This is a genomic window from Streptomyces sp. NPDC014891 (assembly GCF_043081085.1).
GTDB lineage: Bacteria > Actinomycetota > Actinomycetes > Streptomycetales > Streptomycetaceae > Streptomyces.
On the sequence record NZ_JBIBWF010000005.1, the window covers coordinates 564,998 to 583,614 of the forward strand.

13 protein-coding genes are annotated in these 18,617 nt (G+C 74.3%); 3 read left to right on the plus strand and 10 right to left on the minus strand.

All coding sequences use genetic code 11. The annotated features are described in order from the left end of the window. Positions 1 to 177 precede the first annotated feature (177 nt). Entirely contained in the window at positions 178 to 543 is a 366-nt protein-coding gene (locus tag ACF09E_RS17845) for an MGMT family protein (RefSeq protein WP_209496700.1), read from the minus strand. 168 nt (positions 544 to 711) lie between these two features. Here ACF09E_RS17845 and ACF09E_RS17850 point away from each other — a divergent pair, with 168 nt between their 5' ends. The 3 genes from ACF09E_RS17850 (at position 712) to ACF09E_RS17860 (ending at position 6,704) form a co-directional block, all read left to right on the plus strand. Continuing rightward, on the plus strand, positions 712 to 3,363 hold the full coding sequence (locus ACF09E_RS17850) for a flippase-like domain-containing protein (RefSeq protein ID WP_392206020.1): 2,652 nt from the start codon (positions 712 to 714) through the stop codon (positions 3,361 to 3,363). Positions 3,364 to 3,452: 89 nt separating this feature from the next. After that, positions 3,453 to 5,024 (plus strand): alpha/beta hydrolase, encoded by a 1,572-nt coding sequence (locus tag ACF09E_RS17855; RefSeq protein WP_392206021.1) that lies wholly within the window; start codon positions 3,453 to 3,455, stop codon positions 5,022 to 5,024. An 81-nt stretch (positions 5,025 to 5,105) separates the two neighbouring features. Next, complete coding sequence (locus ACF09E_RS17860) at positions 5,106 to 6,704, plus strand: alpha/beta hydrolase (RefSeq protein WP_392206022.1); 1,599 nt, start codon at positions 5,106 to 5,108, stop codon at positions 6,702 to 6,704. 90 nt (positions 6,705 to 6,794) lie between these two features. On the opposite strand, the gene moeZ is transcribed toward ACF09E_RS17860, so the two are convergent. From moeZ to ACF09E_RS17905, 9 genes are all read right to left on the minus strand, one after another. Beyond that, positions 6,795 to 7,973 (minus strand): adenylyltransferase/sulfurtransferase MoeZ, encoded by a 1,179-nt coding sequence (moeZ, locus tag ACF09E_RS17865; protein ID WP_361852497.1) that lies wholly within the window; start codon positions 7,971 to 7,973, stop codon positions 6,795 to 6,797. Positions 7,974 to 8,036: 63 nt separating this feature from the next. After that, complete coding sequence (locus tag ACF09E_RS17870) at positions 8,037 to 8,780, minus strand: spherulation-specific family 4 protein (protein WP_392206023.1); 744 nt, start codon at positions 8,778 to 8,780, stop codon at positions 8,037 to 8,039. Then, entirely contained in the window at positions 8,768 to 9,739 is a 972-nt protein-coding gene (locus ACF09E_RS17875; RefSeq protein WP_392206024.1) for an NAD-dependent epimerase/dehydratase family protein, read from the minus strand. The genes ACF09E_RS17870 and ACF09E_RS17875 overlap by 13 nt, the downstream gene beginning before the upstream one ends. A 226-nt stretch (positions 9,740 to 9,965) precedes the next feature. Beyond that, complete coding sequence (locus tag ACF09E_RS17880) at positions 9,966 to 11,315, minus strand: hypothetical protein (protein WP_392206025.1); 1,350 nt, start codon at positions 11,313 to 11,315, stop codon at positions 9,966 to 9,968. Continuing rightward, complete coding sequence (locus ACF09E_RS17885; RefSeq protein WP_392206026.1) at positions 11,308 to 13,005, minus strand: glycosyltransferase; 1,698 nt, start codon at positions 13,003 to 13,005, stop codon at positions 11,308 to 11,310. Before ACF09E_RS17885 ends, ACF09E_RS17880 begins: the two co-directional genes overlap by 8 nt. A 190-nt stretch (positions 13,006 to 13,195) precedes the next feature. Next, a complete protein-coding gene (locus ACF09E_RS17890; protein WP_392206027.1) occupies positions 13,196 to 14,845 on the minus strand; it encodes a dipeptide ABC transporter ATP-binding protein in 1,650 nt (549 codons plus the stop codon). Continuing rightward, positions 14,842 to 15,831 (minus strand): ABC transporter permease, encoded by a 990-nt coding sequence (locus ACF09E_RS17895; RefSeq protein ID WP_392206028.1) that lies wholly within the window; start codon positions 15,829 to 15,831, stop codon positions 14,842 to 14,844. Before ACF09E_RS17895 ends, ACF09E_RS17890 begins: the two co-directional genes overlap by 4 nt. Further along, positions 15,831 to 16,805 (minus strand): ABC transporter permease, encoded by a 975-nt coding sequence (locus tag ACF09E_RS17900; RefSeq protein WP_392206029.1) that lies wholly within the window; start codon positions 16,803 to 16,805, stop codon positions 15,831 to 15,833. The genes ACF09E_RS17895 and ACF09E_RS17900 overlap by 1 nt, the downstream gene beginning before the upstream one ends. Next, positions 16,802 to 18,532 carry an ABC transporter substrate-binding protein gene (locus ACF09E_RS17905; RefSeq protein ID WP_392206030.1) on the minus strand — a complete coding sequence of 577 codons (1,731 nt, stop codon included), beginning with the start codon at positions 18,530 to 18,532 and terminating at the stop codon, positions 16,802 to 16,804. Before ACF09E_RS17905 ends, ACF09E_RS17900 begins: the two co-directional genes overlap by 4 nt. Positions 18,533 to 18,617: the final 85 nt, after the last annotated feature.

Here is an 18,617-nt window from a genome sequence, read left to right on the forward strand (position 1 = left end):
TCCGCCGCGGGCGGCCGTCGGCCTCGTCGGTCCGGCGCCGCCCCGGGGGACGCGAACGTCGACGTTACGCGAAACGGCCCGTCGCCGAGCCGTACTCCGCGCCCCGTTCCGTACCGCCTCCGTCCGGCCCGGCCCCCCGCGCGCGGTGTCCCGCACGTCCGTCCCCGGTCGGCGCCCTCAGGTGTGAGTTCCGTCCCAGCGCGCCCGCCGCATGTCGATCCTCGGCAGGTGCCCCTCGGCCGCCGGGCCCCGCTCGCGCAGCGGCGTGCCCTCCTCGCGGTAGTGGTCGAGGGCCCTCAGCTCGTGCCCGGGAAGCAGCGTCCCGTCCGAGCGGACCACCCGCCACCAGGGGGCCGTCCCGCCGTACAGTGCCATGACCCGGCCCACCTGGCGGGGGCCGCCTTCGCCCAGCCATTCGGCGACGTCGCCGTAGGTCATCACCCGGCCGGGCGGGATCCCGTCGGCGACGTCGAGCACCCGTTCCGCGTACTCGGGCAGTTCTCCGGTCTCCCCCACGGGTACCTCCATGCTCATCCGCCCCATCCTGCCTCACCCCACCGACATGGCCCTGATGCCTCCGCGCGGCGGCTCTTCGTGCCACCATCGTGCGGGCGGTGACTGGTGATACGAGATCAAGAGCGACAAGTACAAGAACAAGCAGAAGAACAGCAGCGAGACCGAGAACGACACGACGCGCATGCAGAGACGGACATGGTGATGGCCCCGGACACCCAGCCCCCCGAGGGGGGCCAGGCCGACGTGCCCGAGCGGGTCTCCGGCGACGAGCCGCTGCTCGCCGCCCGCGTGCACCGGCCCTCGGACCTGATGCGGCTGCTCGCGGGTGTGCTCGCCATCGGTCTCGTCATCGCCGTCGCCGCCTTCGCCCACGCGACGACGTCGGGCCTCGAGGAGGACATCAACAAGGGTGCCGTCGGCGCGCCCGACGTCTTCGTCAAGATCGCCGGCCTGGTCTCCTCCATCGCCGTCCTGCTCGTTCCCGTCGCCTTCGCCATCGAGCGCCTGATCAAGCGGGACGGGCTGCGCATCGCGGACGGCGTCCTCGCCGCCGTGCTCGCGCACGGCCTCACCCTCGCCACCGACCTCTGGGTCGCCGAGGCCGCGCCCGGGACCATCCAGGACGCGCTGACCCAGCCGGCCTCCGGCGGCGGGCTCACCGACCCGGTGCACAACTACCTCGCGCCGGTGATCGCCTACATGACCGCCGTGGGCATGGCCCGCAGGCCGCGCTGGCGGGTGTCGCTCTGGGTGGTGCTGCTGCTCGACGCGTTCACCATGCTGGTGGCCGGCTACACCACGGCCCTCTCGATCATCCTGACCGTCCTCATCGGCTGGACGGTCGCGTACGGCACGCTCTACGCGGTCGGCTCCCCGAACGTCCGGCCCACCGGCCAGACCCTCCTCGCGGGCCTGAGACGCGTCGGCTTCCGGCCGGTCACCGCGCTGCGCGCCGAGGGCGTGCCCGACTCCTCGGACAGCGGGGACCGGGGCCGCCGGTACATCGTGACCCTGGAGGACGGGCCGCCGCTCGACGTCACCGTCGTCGACCGCGAGCAGCAGGCCCACGGCTTCTTCTACCGCGCGTGGCGCCGGATCACCCTGCGGACGATCACCACCCGCCGGTCGATCGTCTCGCTGCGCCAGGCCCTGGAGCTGGAGGCGCTCCTCGCGTACGCGGCGATCGCCGCCGGGGCCAACGCGCCGAAACTGATCGCCACCTCCGAGCTCGGTCCGGACGCCGTGATGCTCGTCTACGAGCACACGGGCGGCCGCACCCTCGACTCGCTCGACGACGACGACATCACCGACGAACTGGTCCGCAGCGCCTGGCGGCAGGTGCGGGCCCTCCAGTCGCGCCGCATCGCGCACCGGCGGCTCACGGGTGACGCGATTCTGGTGGATCGTTCCGGCAGGGTGATCCTCACCGACCTCCGCGGCGGCGAGATCGCGGCCGGCGACCTGATCCTCCGGATGGACATCGCCCAGCTGCTCACCACGCTCGGCCTGCGCGTCGGTGCCGAGCGCACGGTCGCCGCGGCCGTCGAGGTGCTCGGCCCGGACGCCGTCGCCGACTGCCTGCCGCTGCTCCAGCCGATCGCGCTGAGCCGCTCCACGCGCGCGACGCTGCGGAGGCAGGCCCGGGAGCGGTCGGCACGCGAGCGCGAGGCCGTGCTCGCCGCCTCGGAGGCGGCCAAGCACGAGCGGGAGCTGGCGAAGGCCCAGGCCGCGGAGGCCGCCGCCGACCCGACCGTCGTACGGGCGGAGACGAAGGCCGAGAAGAAGGCGGACAAGAAGGCCGAGAAGCGGGCCCTGGACACGGCGCTCGACGAGGCCCGCGAGGAGGACCTGCTGGCCCAGATCCGGCAGCAGGTGCTGCTGATCCGCCCGCAGGCGCCGGCGGAGCCGGTCCGCCTGGAACGGATCAAGCCGCGCACCCTGGTCAGCCTGATCGCGGGCGCCGTCGCCGCGTACTTCCTGCTGTCGCAGATCTCCCAGACGCCGCTGTCGACGATCGGCCAGGCCGACTGGCGGTGGGTCGCGGCAGCCGTGCTGTTCTCCGCGCTCAGCTATGTGGCGGCGGCGATGAGCCTGCTCGGCTTCGTGCCGGAGCGGGTCGGCTTCTGGCGGACGGTGGTGGCCCAGGTCGCCGGCTCGTTCGTGAAGATCGTTGCCCCGGCGGCGGTCGGCGGCGTCGCCCTGAACACCCGCTTCCTCCAGCGCTCGGGCGTGCGCCCGGGGCTCGCGGTGGCGAGCGTCGGCGCCTCGCAGCTCTTCGGGCTCGGCGCCCACATCCTGCTGCTGCTCTCCTTCGGCTACCTCACGGGAACGGAGCGCTCGCAGTCCTTCACCCCGTCGAGGACGGTCATCGCCGGCCTCCTCACGGTGGCGGTGCTCGTGCTCGTCGTGACGGCGATCCCGTTCATGCGGAAGTTCGTCTCGACGCGGCTGCGCTCGCTGTTCGCCGGCGTGGTGCCGCGCATGCTGGACGTGCTCCAGCGGCCGATGAAGCTGGTCACCGGCATCGGCGGGATGCTGCTGCTCACCCTCACCTTCGTGCTCTGCCTGCACGCCTCGATCCAGGCCTTCGACCACGAGGGCGTGTCGATCAGCTACGCGAGCGTGGCCGTCGTCTTCCTCGCGGGCAACGCGCTCGGCTCGGCGGCGCCGACCCCGGGCGGCGTGGGAGCCGTCGAGACCGCGCTCACCCTGGGTCTGATCGCGGTCGGCCTGCCCGCCGAGGTCGCGACCCCGGCCGTCCTGCTCTACCGCCTGCTGACCCTGTGGCTCCCGGTCCTGCCGGGCTGGCTCTGCTTCAACTGGCTGACGAAGCGCGAGGCGCTCTAGCGGATCCCGGGGCTCCGGGTCCCGGCCCCCGCCACCCGCATGGACCCCCGTCCCGCGCGGCGGCGGGGGCGGGCCCCCACCATGGGCCTATGCCGATCTCCGCCGCCCAGCGCGCCGCTCTGCTGACCGCCACCACCGTGCTGCTCGCCGCCGGGTGCTCGGACGGGGGCGACGAGGCGGACGCGACGAGGCCGAGCGGCACGGCCGGGATCTCGGCGCTGACCTCGCAGAAGCTGTCCTGGGCCCCCTGCCCGGCGCCGTCCGCGGCTGAGGGCGGCGGACCGGCCCCCTCCCCGCTGCCGGGCGGCGCCGCCTGGGAGTGCTCCTTCCTCCAGACCCCGCTCGACTGGTCGGTGCCGGACGGCGAGACCATCGAGCTCGCGCTGATCCGGGCCCGGGCCCGCGACCAGGAGCGGCGGATCGGTTCGCTCGTCTTCAACTTCGGCGGACCGGGCGGCTCCGGCGTCACCGCGCTGCCCGGCTTCGCCACCGACTACGAGACCCTGCGCGGCCGCTACGACCTCGTCTCCTTCGACCCGCGCGGCGTGGGCCGCAGCGACCCCGTCGAATGCCTCACCGACAAGGAGCTGGACGCCTACTACGCCCTCGACTTCACGCCCGACGACGAGGCCGAGGAACGGACGCTCTCCGAGGCGCAGAAGAGGTACGCGGCCGGCTGCGAGCGGGACGCGGGGCCCGCCCTGCCGTACGTCGGCACCGAGAACGCGGCCCGGGACATGGACCTGATGCGCCAGGTCCTCGGCGACGACAAGCTCCACTACTTCGGCATCTCGTACGGCACCGAACTCGGCGGCGTGTACGCCCACCTCTTCCCCAAGAACGTCGGACGGGCCCTCTTCGACGCCGTCGTCGACCCGGAGGCGGGCGTCGAGGAGGGCGCGCTCGGCCAGGCGAGGGGCTTCCAGCTCGCCCTGGACAACTTCGCCCAGGACTGCGTGGACCGCGGCGCGGAGTGCACCCTGCCCGGCTCCACCGTCGCCGAGATCGAGACCTTCGTGACGGACCTCCTCGCCTCCCTCGACAAGGAGCCGATCGCGGGCATCGGCGACCGCAAGCTGACCCAGACGCAGGCCACCAACGGCATCGCGCAGGCCCTCTACTCCAAGGAGTTCTGGACCTATCTGGAGCAAGGCCTCTCCGACGCGGAGGGGGGCGACGGGGCGCTGCTCCTCACCCTGTCCGACTCGATGAACGGGCGCGGCCAGAACGGCTCCTACAGCAACATCCAGGCCGCCAACGCCGCCATCAACTGCGTCGACTTCAAGCAGCGGTACACCCTCGGCCAGGCGAAGGAGCGGCTCGGCCAGTTCCGCGAGGCCTCCCCCGTCTTCGGCGACTTCATGGGCTGGGGCCTCTCCAGCTGCTCGCAATGGCCGGTCCCCGGAAGCTGGGAGCACCCGGACGTCTCCGCCCCGGGGGCGGCCCCGATCCTGGTCGTCGGCAACACCGGCGACCCGGCCACGCCGTACGAGGGCGCCCGCTCGATGGTGAAGGCGCTCGGCGACGGCGTCGGGGTGGAGCTGACGTACGAGGGCGAGGGCCACGGCGCCTACAACAGCGGCAACGCCTGCGTGAAGAAGGCGGTCGACGGCTACCTCCTGGACGGCAGGGTCCCCGCCTCCGGCACCGTCTGCAAGTAGCGCCCGGGCTCCCGCCCTCCGGGAGCCCGGGAGGCCGGCCCCCCCTAGGATGGCCGCCTTGCCGGCTCATGGGGGGAACACATGTCCATACGCATACGGGTGGCGGCACTGGCGGTCACCGGGCTGCTGGTCACGGGCTGCACGGGCGGCGGTCCACCGGCCACGCGGCCCGCCGCACCGGACGCGCGGACCACCGCGCCCGGCGACGGGCCCTCGGCCACCGGCCCCACGCCCTCCGCCACCGCCGTCCCCCCGCTCCCCGCCTCCCTCACCGGCCAGCGCCCGGACTGGACCTCCTGCCCGGCTCCCGGCACCGGCGGGGAGAAGCCCGGCGCCCGGTGGCGGTGCGCCACCGTGAAGGTGCCGCTCGACCACGCGAAGCCCGAGGGCCCCACGATCCCGGTCGCCCTGATCCGCCGGAAGGCCGACCGGGAGGACGCGCGCATCGGCTCGCTGCTCTTCAACTTCGGCGGCCCCGGCGCCTCCGGCGTCGACATCCTGCCGCGGCTGGAGGAGGACTACGCGAAGCTCGCCGAGCGCTACGACCTGGTCGGCTTCGACCCGCGCGGGGTCGGCCGCAGCTCCGGCGTGGTCTGCCGCACCGACGCCGAGCAGGCCGCCGCCGAGGCCTCCGTCGACCTCACCCCGGACTCGGCCGCCGAGGAGGCCGCGTTCCTCGCCGACAACGCCGCCTTCGGCGCCGGCTGCGCCCGCCGCTCCGGCACGGTCATCCCGCACACCACGACCACCGCGACCGCCCGCGACCTGGACCTGGTCCGGCAGGTCCTCGGGGACGAGAAGCTGCACTACTTCGGCATCTCGTACGGCACGCAGCTCGGCGGCACGTACGCGCACCTCTACCCGCGGAACGTGGGCCGGCTCGTCCTCGACGCGGTCGTCGACCCGACCGCCGACTCCGTCGGCCACGCCCGCCACCAGACGATCGGCTTCCAGCGGGCGCTGGGCAACTACCTGAAGAGCACCGGCGCGGACGCCGAGGACGGGACCGAGCGGATCGCGCGGCTGCTGCGCAGGCTCGACCGCGCGCCGCTGAAGGTCGGCGACCGGAAGCTCACCGAGGGACTCGCGCTCACCGGCATCGCGGTGACGCTCTACGGGCAGTCCAACTGGCCCCTGCTGACGTCGGCCCTCGCGGACGCCGAGAAGGGACGCGGCGGCGCCCTCCTCGAACTCGCCGACCACTACAACGACCGGGACGCGGACGGCCACTACGCCACCCAGTCCCACGCGCAGCGGGCGATCTCCTGCGCCGACTCCAGCTCGCGGCCGACCGCGGCGGAGGCGAAGGCCCTGCTCCCCGAATTCCGGCGCCTCTCCCCCGTGTTCGGCGCGTTCCTCGCCTGGGACACGGCCGGCTGGTGCGCCGAATGGCCGGTGAAGGGCGAGCGGTCGACCCCGGAGGCAGGTGCTCCGGGCTCCGCCCCGGTGCTCGTGGTCGGCACGACGGGAGACCCGGCGACCCCCTACGAGGGCGCGGAGAGGATGGCGAAGGAGCTCGGCGACGGCGTCGGCGTCCTCGTCACCAACGAGGGCGAGGGGCACGGCGCGTACGGCACGTCGTCCTGCGCGACCTCGACGATCGACCGGTACCTGCTGGACGGGAAGGTCCCCGCGTACGGCACGACCTGTTCCGGCGGGACGGCGCGCAGCGGGGCGTGACCCGGCGCACAGGAAAGGCCCGGATCCGCTGACCCGGAGCACGGGAAGGGCCCGGATCCCCGACGGGATCCGGGCCCTTCCAGCGGCCGACTAGTAGACCGGCTTCTCGGGCTCGATCTGGTGGACCCAGCCGATCACGCCGCCGCCGACGTGCACGGCGTCGGAGAAGCCCGCGGACTTGAGCACCGCGAGGACCTCCGCACTGCGGACACCCGTCTTGCAGTGCAGGACGATCCGCTTGTCCTGCGGGAGGTCCTGGAGGGCGGTGCCCATCAGGAACTCGTTCTTCGGGATCAGGCGCGCGCCCGGGATCGAGACGATCTCGTACTCGTTCGGCTCGCGGACGTCGATGATGTCGATGTTCTCGCCGTCGTCGATCCACTCCTTGAGCTGCTTGGGAGTGATCGTGGAGCCGAGGGCCGCCTCCTGGGCCTCCTCGGACACGACGCCGCAGAAGGCCTCGTAGTCGATGAGCTCGGTGACGGTCGGGTTCTCGCCGCAGACCGCGCAGTTCGGGTCCTTGCGGACCTTCACCTGGCGGTACTGCATCTCCAGGGCGTCGTAGATCATCAGGCGGCCGACCAGCGGGTCGCCCACGCCGGCCAGGACCTTGATGGCCTCGGTGACCTGGATGGAGCCGATGGACGCGCACAGCACGCCCAGGACGCCGCCCTCGGCGCAGGACGGGACCATGCCCGGCGGCGGGGGCTCCGGGTAGAGGCAGCGGTAGCAGGGGCCGTACTCGGACCAGAACACGGACGCCTGGCCGTCGAAGCGGTAGATCGAACCCCACACGTACGGCTTGTTCAGCAGCACGCAGGCGTCGTTCACCAGGTAACGGGTGGCGAAGTTGTCGGTGCCGTCGACGATCAGGTCGTACTGGCTGAAGATGTCCATCACGTTCTCGGCCTCGAGCCGCTCTTCGTGGAGGATCACGTTCACGTACGGGTTGATGCCGAGCACGCTGTCGCGCGCCGACGCGGCCTTGGAACGACCGATGTCGGCCTGGCTGTGGATGATCTGGCGCTGGAGGTTCGACTCGTCGACCTCGTCGAACTCCACGATGCCGAGCGTGCCCACGCCGGCGGCGGCCAGGTACATCAGCGCCGGCGAGCCGAGGCCGCCGGCGCCGACGCACAGCACCTTGGCGTTCTTCAGCCGCTTCTGCCCGTCCATCCCGACGTCCGGGATGATCAGGTGGCGGGAGTACCTGCGGACCTCGTCTACGGTGAGCTCGGCAGCCGGCTCGACCAGGGGTGGCAGCGACACGGGGACTCCGGTTGTCGGTATGTCAGTACGGTTGTTCTCCCCGTAACACTGCCACGCCTCTTCTCATTCCGAGACACCCGGTCCGATCCGCGAGACGATTTCGTCCCAGTAGCCGGGCAGCGAGTGGAATGGCGTGCTTTGTCCAGGACCCCCCGGGCGGTCGGTGAAGAAGATCGTCCCGGCCCCCTGCCAGCGGGCGATCCGCAGGGCCTCCTCCAGGTGGGTGCGGGGTACGCCGTGCACCAGGTGGACGAACTTCGCCTCCGTGTACTCGGCCGTCCACTCCGCCACCTGCGACCAGCGGTAGTCCGCCCAGGCACCCGAGAAGGTCACCAGCTGGTCGGCGGCCTCGGCGTAGCCGGGGTGGGGGTGGGTGCCGAGGCCGAGGACCAGGTGGGCCTCGCCGCCGAGGATCGCCTCCAGGGTCGCGGTGACCCGGCGCACGCCGGCCAGGTCCGCCCGGTCCGCCGGGCAGCGGTCCAGGTAGTAGCCGTCCACCTTGTACCAGTCGACGAAGCGGTGCGCGTCCGCGACCAGCTCGCCGAACGGGCGGGAGCCGTGGGCGGCGTCCAGGTGCCCGAGGACCCGGACGCCGGCGTTGCGGAGCCGGCCCGCCGCCTCCAGGCAGTGCGGGTCCGGGCGGCTGCCCGGACCGTCCGCGACGTTGAGCACGGCCCAGTGCACCGGGGTGCCGGGGCGGGTCAGTTCGCCCCATTCGACCGGGGCGAGGAGCGGGTGGGCGTAGCCGGGCACGCCCACCCCGAGGGCCTCCTTCACGGCCCCGGTGGTCGCCGTCAGATGCGACACGCCGCCTCCATCCAGATGTCGGCGAGCGACTCCTCCAGGTTGATCCGGGGCCGCCAGCCGAGCCGGTCGCGGGCGGTCCGGACGTCGGCCTGCTGCCAGGGGCCGCAGCCGTCGGGGTACGGGTAGGGCGTGGAGGCCAGCTGGTCGGCGATGGTCCCCTCGGTGCGGGGGGCGCCGATCATCGGGCGCTGCGGCATGCCGTGCGGGGCGTCCAGTTCGTTCAGGTTGCCGGCGTACCCGGCGACCCGGGCGAGGACGGCGGCGGCGTCCCGGAGGCGGACCGCGCGGCCGGTGCCGATGTTGACGACGCCCTGGGCGGCGGAGAGCGAGGCGGCGTGCACGGCCCGCGCCACGTCCCGGACGTCGACGAAGTCCCGCTGCACGCCGAGACCGCTGAGCTTGAGCTCGCCGTCGCCGGCCTGCATGGCCCGGCGCATCGCCTCGGCGAGCCGGCCGAGCGGGGAGCCGGCGGGGGTGCCGGGGCCGACGGGCGAGAAGACGCGGAGGACGACGGCGTCGAGGCCGGAGCCGAGGACGAGTTCGGTGGCGGCGAGCTTCGACACGCCGTACGGGCCGCCGGGGCGGGGCACGGCGTCCTCGGCGGTGGAGGAGCCGGGCTGGCTGGGCCCGTACTCCGAGGCGCAGCCGACCTGGACGAGGCGGGCTCCGCAGCCGCTGCGGCGGAGGGCCTCGCAGACGGTGGCGACGGCGACGGTGTTGTGCCGGGTGAGGTCGCGGGCACCGCCCCGGGTGGCTCCGGCGCAGTTGACGACGACCCCGGGGTGGACGGCGTCGAGGAACCGGGTCAGCGCGCCCGGGCTGCCGGAGGCAAGGTCGAAGCGCACGTCGGCGTCGTCGCCCCGGCCGAGGGCGGTGAGGTGGACCGCCGGGTCGGCGAGGAGCCGGTCGGCGACGAAGCGGCCGATGAAGCCGTTGGCTCCGAGCAGTAGCACCCTCATCGTGCGGCCCCTTCGTGCCGACCGGCCGTTGCTTGGGCTTGCGGGGTCATGGTCTTAGGTCTCCTTGCGGGGTGATGAGAGGGGTGACGGGACGCGCCCGCGGCGTCGGCTCCGCGGGTGCGACGGGGTTTCTCGGAGGGAGGCCCGGCGGGGTGTGGGTTGCTGGGGTCGCCCGGCCTCCGCCCCGGGTCGTGGTGGGTTCCCACGGGGGGTTCTCGCGGGGGTCTCACGGGGCGGCGTGGGCCGAGGCCCGGGAGAGGGAGCCGGTCGCGTGGGCCAGCAGGCCGAGCGCGGCGGCGCCGCAGACGAGAGTGGGGACGACCCCGGGGCCCCAGGTGTCGACGGCGGCCCGCACGGGGGCGGCGAGCGCGTCGAAGCCGGGGACGGGGACGCGGGCGGCGAGGACGCTCGTGAGGGCGAGCGCCTCGGCGGCGCCGGCGGCGGCGAGAGCGGCCGAGGCCTTCTCGGGGAAGCCGTGGACGGTGAGGAGGCGGGCGAGCAGGAGGAGCGCGCCGAGGGCGAGGGCCCCGGAGCTGAACCCGGTGAGCGCCAGGAGCAGGGTGAGGGCGAGGAGCGGGAGGGCGACGGCGCCGAGGAGCAGCGGGCGGATCCCGGCGGCGAAGTCGGCGAGGCCCCGGCTGTCGCCGATGCGGCGGCGGGCCCGAGCGGCGAAGAGCCGGGCGGACCAGGCGGCAGGTGCGACGGCGACGGCGAGGGCGAGGACGGGTCCGGGGGTCAGGTCCCAGGGGCCGTCGGGGCCGCCGCTGAGCACCTGGGTGAGGAGTCCGTCGCCGCAGACCGCGTAGGCCGCCAGCCAGCCGGTCCAGAGCCCCGCGGCGGGCACGCCGCCGCCGTCGGGGGCGCGGAGGGGTCCGCGCCGGACGGCGAGGAGGAGCGCGGCGGTGAGCAGCAGGGCGCCGGTGGCGCCGACGGCGAGGCGCAGCGGGCCGTGGGTGGTGGCGAGTCCGACGCCGGTGAGCGCGGCGGCCGCGCCGGGGGCGAGGGCGGGGAGCAGTCGGCCGTCGGTGTCCGCGCGCGGGGGTGCGGGGGGTGCGGCGGGCTCGCCGTCCCGGGGCACGCGCGCGTAGAGCTCCTCGGCCAGCGAGAACACGTCGCGGTGCCGGAAGCGGGCGGCGGTCCGGTCGGTGAAGCCCTGGGCCTCCAGTCCGGCGGCGATCTCCAGCGGGTCGACGGCGCGGGCGCAGAGCTCCCGGTGCCGGTGCATGAGGACCTTGACGGGGTCGGCGGTGCCGCGCCGGGGGCGGGCGGCGGGGTGCGCGGCCGGGGTGGCCGACGGGGCCGGCGGGTCGCCCGCCGCGACGGGCGGCGCGGCGGAGCCGGCCGGGCCGGTGGCGTCGGCGGCGGCGCTGGCGGCGGGCGCGGTCTCGGTCGTCTCCTCCGGGGCTATCCCGGACGGCGGTCCTTCGACGGTCTCCTCGGGGGCGGGTGCGTCGAGGACGCCGCCCGTCCGGGGGGTGAGTGCGGGGGTTCCGAGAAGGGCTTCGGAGCGGGCGTCCCAGGCTCCGGGGCTCGTCGGGGCGGCGGAGCCGTGCATGGGGGTGTCTCCTTCAGGCATCGGGGGCTCCCGTCCCGGCGGCCACGCCCTTGTGCGCCCAGCTGCCCGGTACGTGTGCCTCCGCGGGATGGGCGAAGAGCACGCCGTCCCCGGGGCGGTGGCGCACCGGCGCGTGGGAGAGGAGTTCGAGGTAGATGCCGCGGAACGCGGCGAGGTTCTGTTCGACGGTGAAGAGTTCGAGTGCGCGGGCGCGGGCGGCGGCGCCGAGCCGGTGGCGGCGCTCGGGTTCGCGGAGCAGCGCGAGGCAGGCGTCGGAGAGTGCCCGGGGGTTGCGCGGCGGGACGACGAGGCCGGTGCCGCCGATGATCTCGACGACGGCGCCGACGTCGGTCGAGACGGTGGCCCGGCCGCAGAACATGGCCTCGACGAGGCTCGCGGGGAAGCCCTCGACGACGCTGGACAGCACGACGACCGCGCCGGAGGCGTAGGTGTCCTCCAGGGTGGGCGCCTCGGGGCCGCCGAGTTCCTCGAAGGCGACGGGGTTCTCGCCGACGGCGTGCGCGCCGGCCGCCTCGTCGGGGAAGAGCTGGGCGGCGAGTGCCCTGATGTGGGCGAGGTAGGCGCCGGAGCCCGGGTCGCGGGCGGGTACGGCGACGATCCTCAGCCGGGCGTCGGGCTGCCGCGCCCGGATCTCGGCGAAGGCGTGCAGGAGGGCGATGAGGTCCTTGGCGGGTTCGGCCCGGCCGACCCAGACGAGGGTGGCGGGGTCGCCGCTCTCCTCGTCCTCGCCGACCTCGGCGAAGCGGTCGGCCGCCATGCCGGGGTGGACGGTGCGGATCCGGGCGCGGTCGGCGCCGCATCTCTCCTGCCAGCGGCGGGTGTGGGCGTTGCCGGGGGTGAGGAGCGCGGCCTGGCCGTAGACCTCGGCGGCGAGCCTGCCGTGGAGGGCGGCGAGCAGGGTGCGCAGGGGCGCGCTGCGGTCGGCGCCGGCGGGCGACAGGTAGTGGGAGCGGAGCTGGACGCCGTACTCGGTGACGAGCAGCGGGGTGCCGAAGAAGCGTTTGGCCAGCAGGCCGGGGAGGGCGGTGGTGCCGCCGGCGGCGGCGTGGCAGAGGTCGGCCGCGCCGAGCGCGTCCTCCTGGTACCAGTCGAGGGAGAGGGGGCGCAGGGTGCGCGCGAGGTGTTCGGCGAAGGCGAGGTGGTCGGGGAGTCCCGCGGCGGCGGCGCCGCGGCGGGCGCCGGGTGCCCGGCAGGCGGCTTCGAGGGCGCGGACGGCGTCGTCGGAGCGGAGTGCGCCGGGGAGGCCGCCGCGTTCGCGGGCGAGTTCGGCGAGTGCGTAGAGGCCCTCGGCGAAGGCGGTGCCGGGCAGGGTTCCGTCCGGTCCGGGCGTGGTCCCGCCCGCCGGGCCCCGACCGGTCTCGGCGGCGCAGACGCCCAGCGCCAGCTGGTGGTAGGCCTCGGTGAAGCGGCGCCGTTCGCGCCGTCCGTAGGCGCGGCGGGCGGCGCGGGGGCCGCTCAGGGCGGTGCGTTCGCGGGGGCCGCCGGCCGCCGGCCCCGAGTCGGGGCCGCCCGGCGGAGCGGTGCGTGCGACGCGGGCGTTCGGGGGGAGCGGCCGGGCGGTGCCGGTCCCACCGAGGGCGTAGAGGTCGAACTGGTGCTGTCCGAGTCCGCGTACGAGCCGCTCGCACCAGAGTCCGGACTCACCGGCGGCGTACGGGTAGCCACCCTCCGTGAGCAGTCCGATCCGCACGCGTGCACCCCCGATCTCCCTTGACGACGGCCACCGTTGGTCCGGCGACTGGCAGCGGGAAGAACGTAAGCGGAGACACCGGGGGTGCGACGGACGGTTGTCCGTCGCACCACCGGAAGGGGTGAATGCACGTAACTTTCCCTCCCCGGTAGCGTTCTGTCGCGCTAGGCCCCAGAACGGTCACGGAGGGTCAGGCGGCGGCCATTTCCCGCCGTCCCGCGCGGCGCCGTTCGCGGGCGTCCGCGGCGCGCGCCGGGTCGAGCGAGGGAACGGCGGCGAGCAGTTCCCGGGTGTACGGGTCCCGGGGTGCGCCGTACACCTCGGCGACCGTGCCCTGTTCGACGATCCGGCCCGCCCGCATGACGGCGACCCGGTCGCTGACCCGGCGGACGACGGCGAGGTCGTGGGCGATGAAGACCAGTCCCAGGCCGAGTTCCGCCTGGAGTTCGGCGAGCAGGGCGGTCACCTGGGCCTGGGTGGTGACGTCGAGGGCGGAGACCGGTTCGTCGCAGACGACGATCCGGGGTTCGGCGGCGAGGGCGCGGGCGATGCCGACGCGCTGGCGCTGGCCGCCGCTGAACTCGTGCGGGTAGGCCTCGTGGCGGTCGGGGTCGAGCCCCACCCGGTCGAGCAGTTCCCGGACGCGGCCCCGGATCCGGGTCTCGTCCCGCTCCCCCGCCGCCCGCAGCGGGTCGGCGATCGACTCGCCGACGGAGCGGCGCGGGTTGAGGGAGGACACCGGGTCCTGGAAGACCATCTGGAGCTCGCGGCGGTAGGGGCGCAGTTCCCGCTCGGACAGGGCTCCGATGTCGGTCCCGTCGTAGCGGAGCCGGCCGGCGGTGGGGTCGAGGAGCCGCACCAGCATGCGTCCGAGGGTGGTCTTGCCGCTGCCGGACTCTCCGACGACGCCGAGGGTCTCGCCCGCGTGGAGGGTGAGCGAGGCGCCCTCCACGGCGGTCACGGCCCGGGGCCCCCGCCCGAACACCTTCCGCAGGTCCCGTACGTCGAGGAGCGGCCGTCCCCGCGGCGCGGCGGGCTCCCGCACGGGCCCGTCCAGCCGGGGCACCGCGGCGAGCAGCCTCCGGGTGTACGGCTCCGCCGGGGCGCCCAGCACCCGTCCCACGGGGCCGCGTTCGACCTCGCGGCCGTCCCGCATGACGAGCACCTCGTCGACGCTCCCGGCGGCGACGCCCACGTCGTGGGTGACGAGCAGCAGCGCCGTTCCCGTCTCGCGCCGCAGCTCGTGCAGCAGGTCGAGGATCTGGGCCTGCACGGTGACGTCCAGGGCGGTGGTCGGTTCGTCGGCGACGAGGAGGCGGGGCTCGCAGGCGAGGGCCATCGCGAGCAGGGCCCGCTGGCGCATGCCGCCGCTGAACTCGTGCGGGCGGGACCGGGAGCGCCGGGCCGCGTCGGGGATGCCGACCCGGTCGAGGACCTGGACGGCGCGGGCACGGGCGGCCCGGCGCGTGCCGCCGGCGTGGACGCGGTGGACCTCGGCGATCTGGTCGCCGACGGCGTAGTAGGGGTCGAGGGCGGACAGCGGGTCCTGGAAGACCATGGCGGCGACTCCGCCGCGCAGCCGCCGCAGTTCGCCCGGCCCCGCCGTGGCCACGTCGATGCCGCCGACCCGCACGGTCCCGCCGACCCGTGCCCCGGTCCCGCGGTGGAGGCCGAGGAGGGCTGCGGCGACCGTGGACTTGCCGCTGCCGGACTCGCCGACGAGGGCGAGGGCGCGCCCTTCGCCGAGGGTGAGGGAGAGCCCGTCGACGGCCCGGACGGGGTCCCCGTTCCGTGCGAACTCGACGGTGAGGTCCTGTACTTCGACGAGCGGCGGGGTCACCTGAGGACCACCCTTCGGTCGGCGGCCGCGTAGAGCAGGTCCGCGAGGACGTTGGCGAGGACGACGAACGTGCCCGTCACCATGACCACGCCCACCACCACGGGCAGGTCGATCGCGCGCACCCCGTCGATGAGGGTCTTGCCGAGTCCGGGGATGCCGAAGAGGGACTCGGTGAGCACCGCCCCGCCGAACATGGATCCGAGGTCTACGGCGCTGACCGCGACGACGGGCGGGACGGCGCCGCGCAGCGCGTGGCGGGTGACGACGGACCGCTCCGCGACCCCGTAGGCGCGGAAGGTGCGGATGTGGTCCTCGGCGAGCGTCTCCAGGGTGGCGCTCCGGGTGAGCCGGGCGTACTTGGCGGACTCGAAGAGGCCGAGGGTGAGCCAGGGCAGCAGCATGTTCCAGGCCCACTGCTCGGCGTCCTCGCCGAGCGGTACGTAGCTGGGGAAGGGCAGCCACCGGAGGTAGGCGCAGACGGCCATGAGGAGGAGCAGGCCGAGGATGAAGACGGGGGTGCCGGTCCCGGCGAGGGTGAGCAGGGTCAGGATCCGCTCGGTGGGGCCGCCCCGGCGCAGCGCGGAGAGCAGTCCGGTGCCGACGCCGATGACGAGCCAGACGGCCATGGCACCGAGGGTGAGGGACGCGGTGGCGGGGAGGCGCTCCAGGACGAGTGCGGTGACCTGCTGGTCGCTCTGGTAGGAGAGGCCGAGGCAGGGCGCGTCGCAGTGCACGACGGAGGTGCCGGTGGAGTAGTCGCGGCCGGTGAGGACGCCCTGGAGGAAGTGCAGGTACTGGACGGGCATGCTGTCGTTCAGGCCGAGCTGCTCGCGGACCTGGGCGATCTGCTGCGGGTTGCAGCGTTCGCCGCAGGCGAGCCGCGCGGGGTCGCCGGGCGCCAGGTAGAAGAGCGTGTAGACGAGGACCGACAGGGCCAGCAGGACGAGCACGGCGCCCGCGAGCCGCTTGAGGACGAAGCGGGTCATCAGGAGGTCTCCTTGCGGGTGCCCACGCGCAGGCGGCTCGCCTCGCGCGGGTCGAGGGCCGTGCGGACCGCGTCGCCGAGGACGGTGAAGGCGAGCACGGTGACGAAGAGCAGTCCGGCGGGCAGCAGGACGTACGCGGGGTCGGCCCGGAACCAGGTCTGCGCGGTCGACAGCATCTGCCCCCAGGACGGGGTGGGCGGGGTGACGCCCACGCCGAGGAAGGACAGGGAGGCCTCGACGACGATGTTGGTCGGGACGAGGATCGCCGCGTAGGTGATGACGGGGGCGGCGAGGGAGGGCAGGAGTTCGCGGCGGGCGGTCCGCCACGGTCCGGAGCCGGCGAGCCGCGAGGCGGCGACGAAGTCGAGGCTGCGCAGGGTGAGGGTCTGGGCGCGGACGATCCGCGAGGTCCCGGCCCAGCCGAGGAGGCCGATGACGAGGACCAGCAGCAGGGGCCGGGGGAAGTCGCGCGGCACGACGGCGGTCAGGGCGACGGCGAGGACGAGCATCGGGAGGGCGACGAGGACGTCGGTGAGCCGGCCGAGGACGCCGTCGGCCCAGCGGCCGCCGAGCCCGGCGGCGAGTCCGACGAGGACGCCGACGAGGACCTGGACGACGGTCGCGCCGACGGCGACGAGCAGCGAGATCCGGGCCCCGTACAGGAGGCGGACGAAGAGGTCGCGGCCGGTGCCGGGCTCGACGCCGAGCCAGTGGTCGGCGCTCGCCCCGCCGAAGGCGCCGTACGGGACGCCGCCGCGGGCCGAGTCGACGAGGTCGTCGTGGTACGTGTGGGGGTCCTGGCCCTCCAGGGCCGCGAGCAGCGGTGCGGCGAGGGCGAGGACGACGAGCAGGAGGAGGACGGCGGCGGAGACGAGGGCGGCGGGGCGGGTGCGGAGCCGTCGCCACACCTGCCGGGCGGCGCCCGCGGCGGGGAGACCCGCCACGGGCGCCGTCGTGTCGGTCGGAGCGGTCACCTGACCGCGACCTGCGAGACGTCGAGGACGCCGGTCCAGTCGCTGATGACGACGTTCTTGACGTTCTTGCCGACCAGCCGCTTGTAGACGGGGTGGAAGAGCGGCACGTCGAGGGCCTGCTCGCCGATCTTCTTGTCGAGCGCGCCCCAGCGGGCGGCGGCGGCCTTGAGGTCGGTCAGCTTGTTGATCTCGTCGATCTCCCGGTTGACCGCCGGGTCGTTCAGCTGGGCGTGGTTGTAGTTGGAGCCGTCGGCGACGATCTGCCGTCCGTCGAAGATCGGCGCGAGGAACGGTCCGCCGGCGGGCCAGTCGGCGCCCCAGCGGGAGAGGAAGAAGCCGGGGGCGTTCTTGACGCTCCAGCGCTTCTCGTTGAAGGAGTTGGGCTCCTGGCCGTCGAGCTCGACCGTGATGCCGGCCTTGCCGAGGGCCTCCTGGACGGCGGTGGCGATCTCGGGGCTCGTGGTGCGGTTCTGCGCGGTGGAGTGCAGCAGGGTGACGGTGAGCCCGTCGGGGTGGCCGGCCTCCTTCAGGAGCTGCCTGGCCTTCTCCGGGTCGCCGGTCTTCCCGGCCGGGAAGTGGTCGTACGGCGTGTGGCCGAAGGCCTTCTGCTCGGGCAGGAAGGTGGTGGCGGGCTCGGCGAGCGCGGAGCCGCCGGCCGCGTTGACGACGCTGGTGCGGTTGATCGCGTACGAGATCGCCTGGCGGACCTTGGGGTTGTCGAAGGGCTTCACCTTGGGGTTGAAGGCGATGTAGTTGGTGAAGCCGAAGTGGCCGGTGCCGACGCGGGCGGCGAGGGCCTTGTCGGAGCCCACCTGGGCGAGCTCGGCCGGGCCGAGGTTGGTGTCGGTGGTGACGGCGGAGGCGTCGGCGCCGGAGGAGGTGGCGAGGCGCTGGTTGATGACGGCCTCGTCGAGCCCGGACCGGACGTCGATCCGGTCCGGGTAGGCCTTGCGCTCCTGGTCGGTGGCGGGGTCCCAGTGCTCGTTGCGCTCCAGGGTGAGGCGCTCGCCGTCGTTCTCGTTCCTGACGACCTTGTACGGGCCGGAGGAGACGGGGTGCTCCTCGTACGTCGCGCCGGTGTCCTTGGCCTTAGGCACCGGGGTGAACTGGGTCTGGGTGGCGACGAAGGGGAACTCGCCCTCGGGCTTGCGCAGCTTGAAGACGAGGGTGCGGGCGTCGGGGGTGACGATGGACGCCAGGCCCTTCTTGTCCTTGTAGGGGCCCTGGTACGTGTCCCCGCCGATGAGCCAGTCGCGCAGGTAGGGGGCGCCGCCGGAGAGTTCGGCGGCGAAGGACCGCTCGATGCCGTACTTGACGTCGGCGCTGGTGATGGGCGTGCCGTCCTCGAACTTCAGGCCCTCCTTCAGCGTGTACGTCCACTCGGTGGCGTCCTTGTTGGGGCGGCCGGTGTCGGTGGCGAGGTCGGGGACGACCTGGGTGCCGGCGGCGCCCGCCTCGCGGTTGCGGGTGGTGAGCGTGCGGAAGACGAGCGAGGGGACGTTGCCGCCGCCGGAGGTGTAGAGGCGGGCGGGGTCGAAGTCGGTCTGGGCCTCGGAGTTGAGGACGGTGAGCGTGCCGCCCTTCTGCGGGGCGCTCGCGGCCTTGCCGGAGGTGCCGCCCGCGGCGCCGGTGTCCTCGGGTCCGGCGCAGGCGGTGACGCCCAGGGTCAGGACGAGACCGGCGGCGGTCGCCGCCACGCGGCGGGGGACGGCGGACGATTGACGCATCGGAGAAAGCCTCTCGGAGAACTGCGGTCAGGGAGACGGGAGTTCCCCGCAGGCAGCGGCGAGCGGCGGCATTCGGGAGGAATGG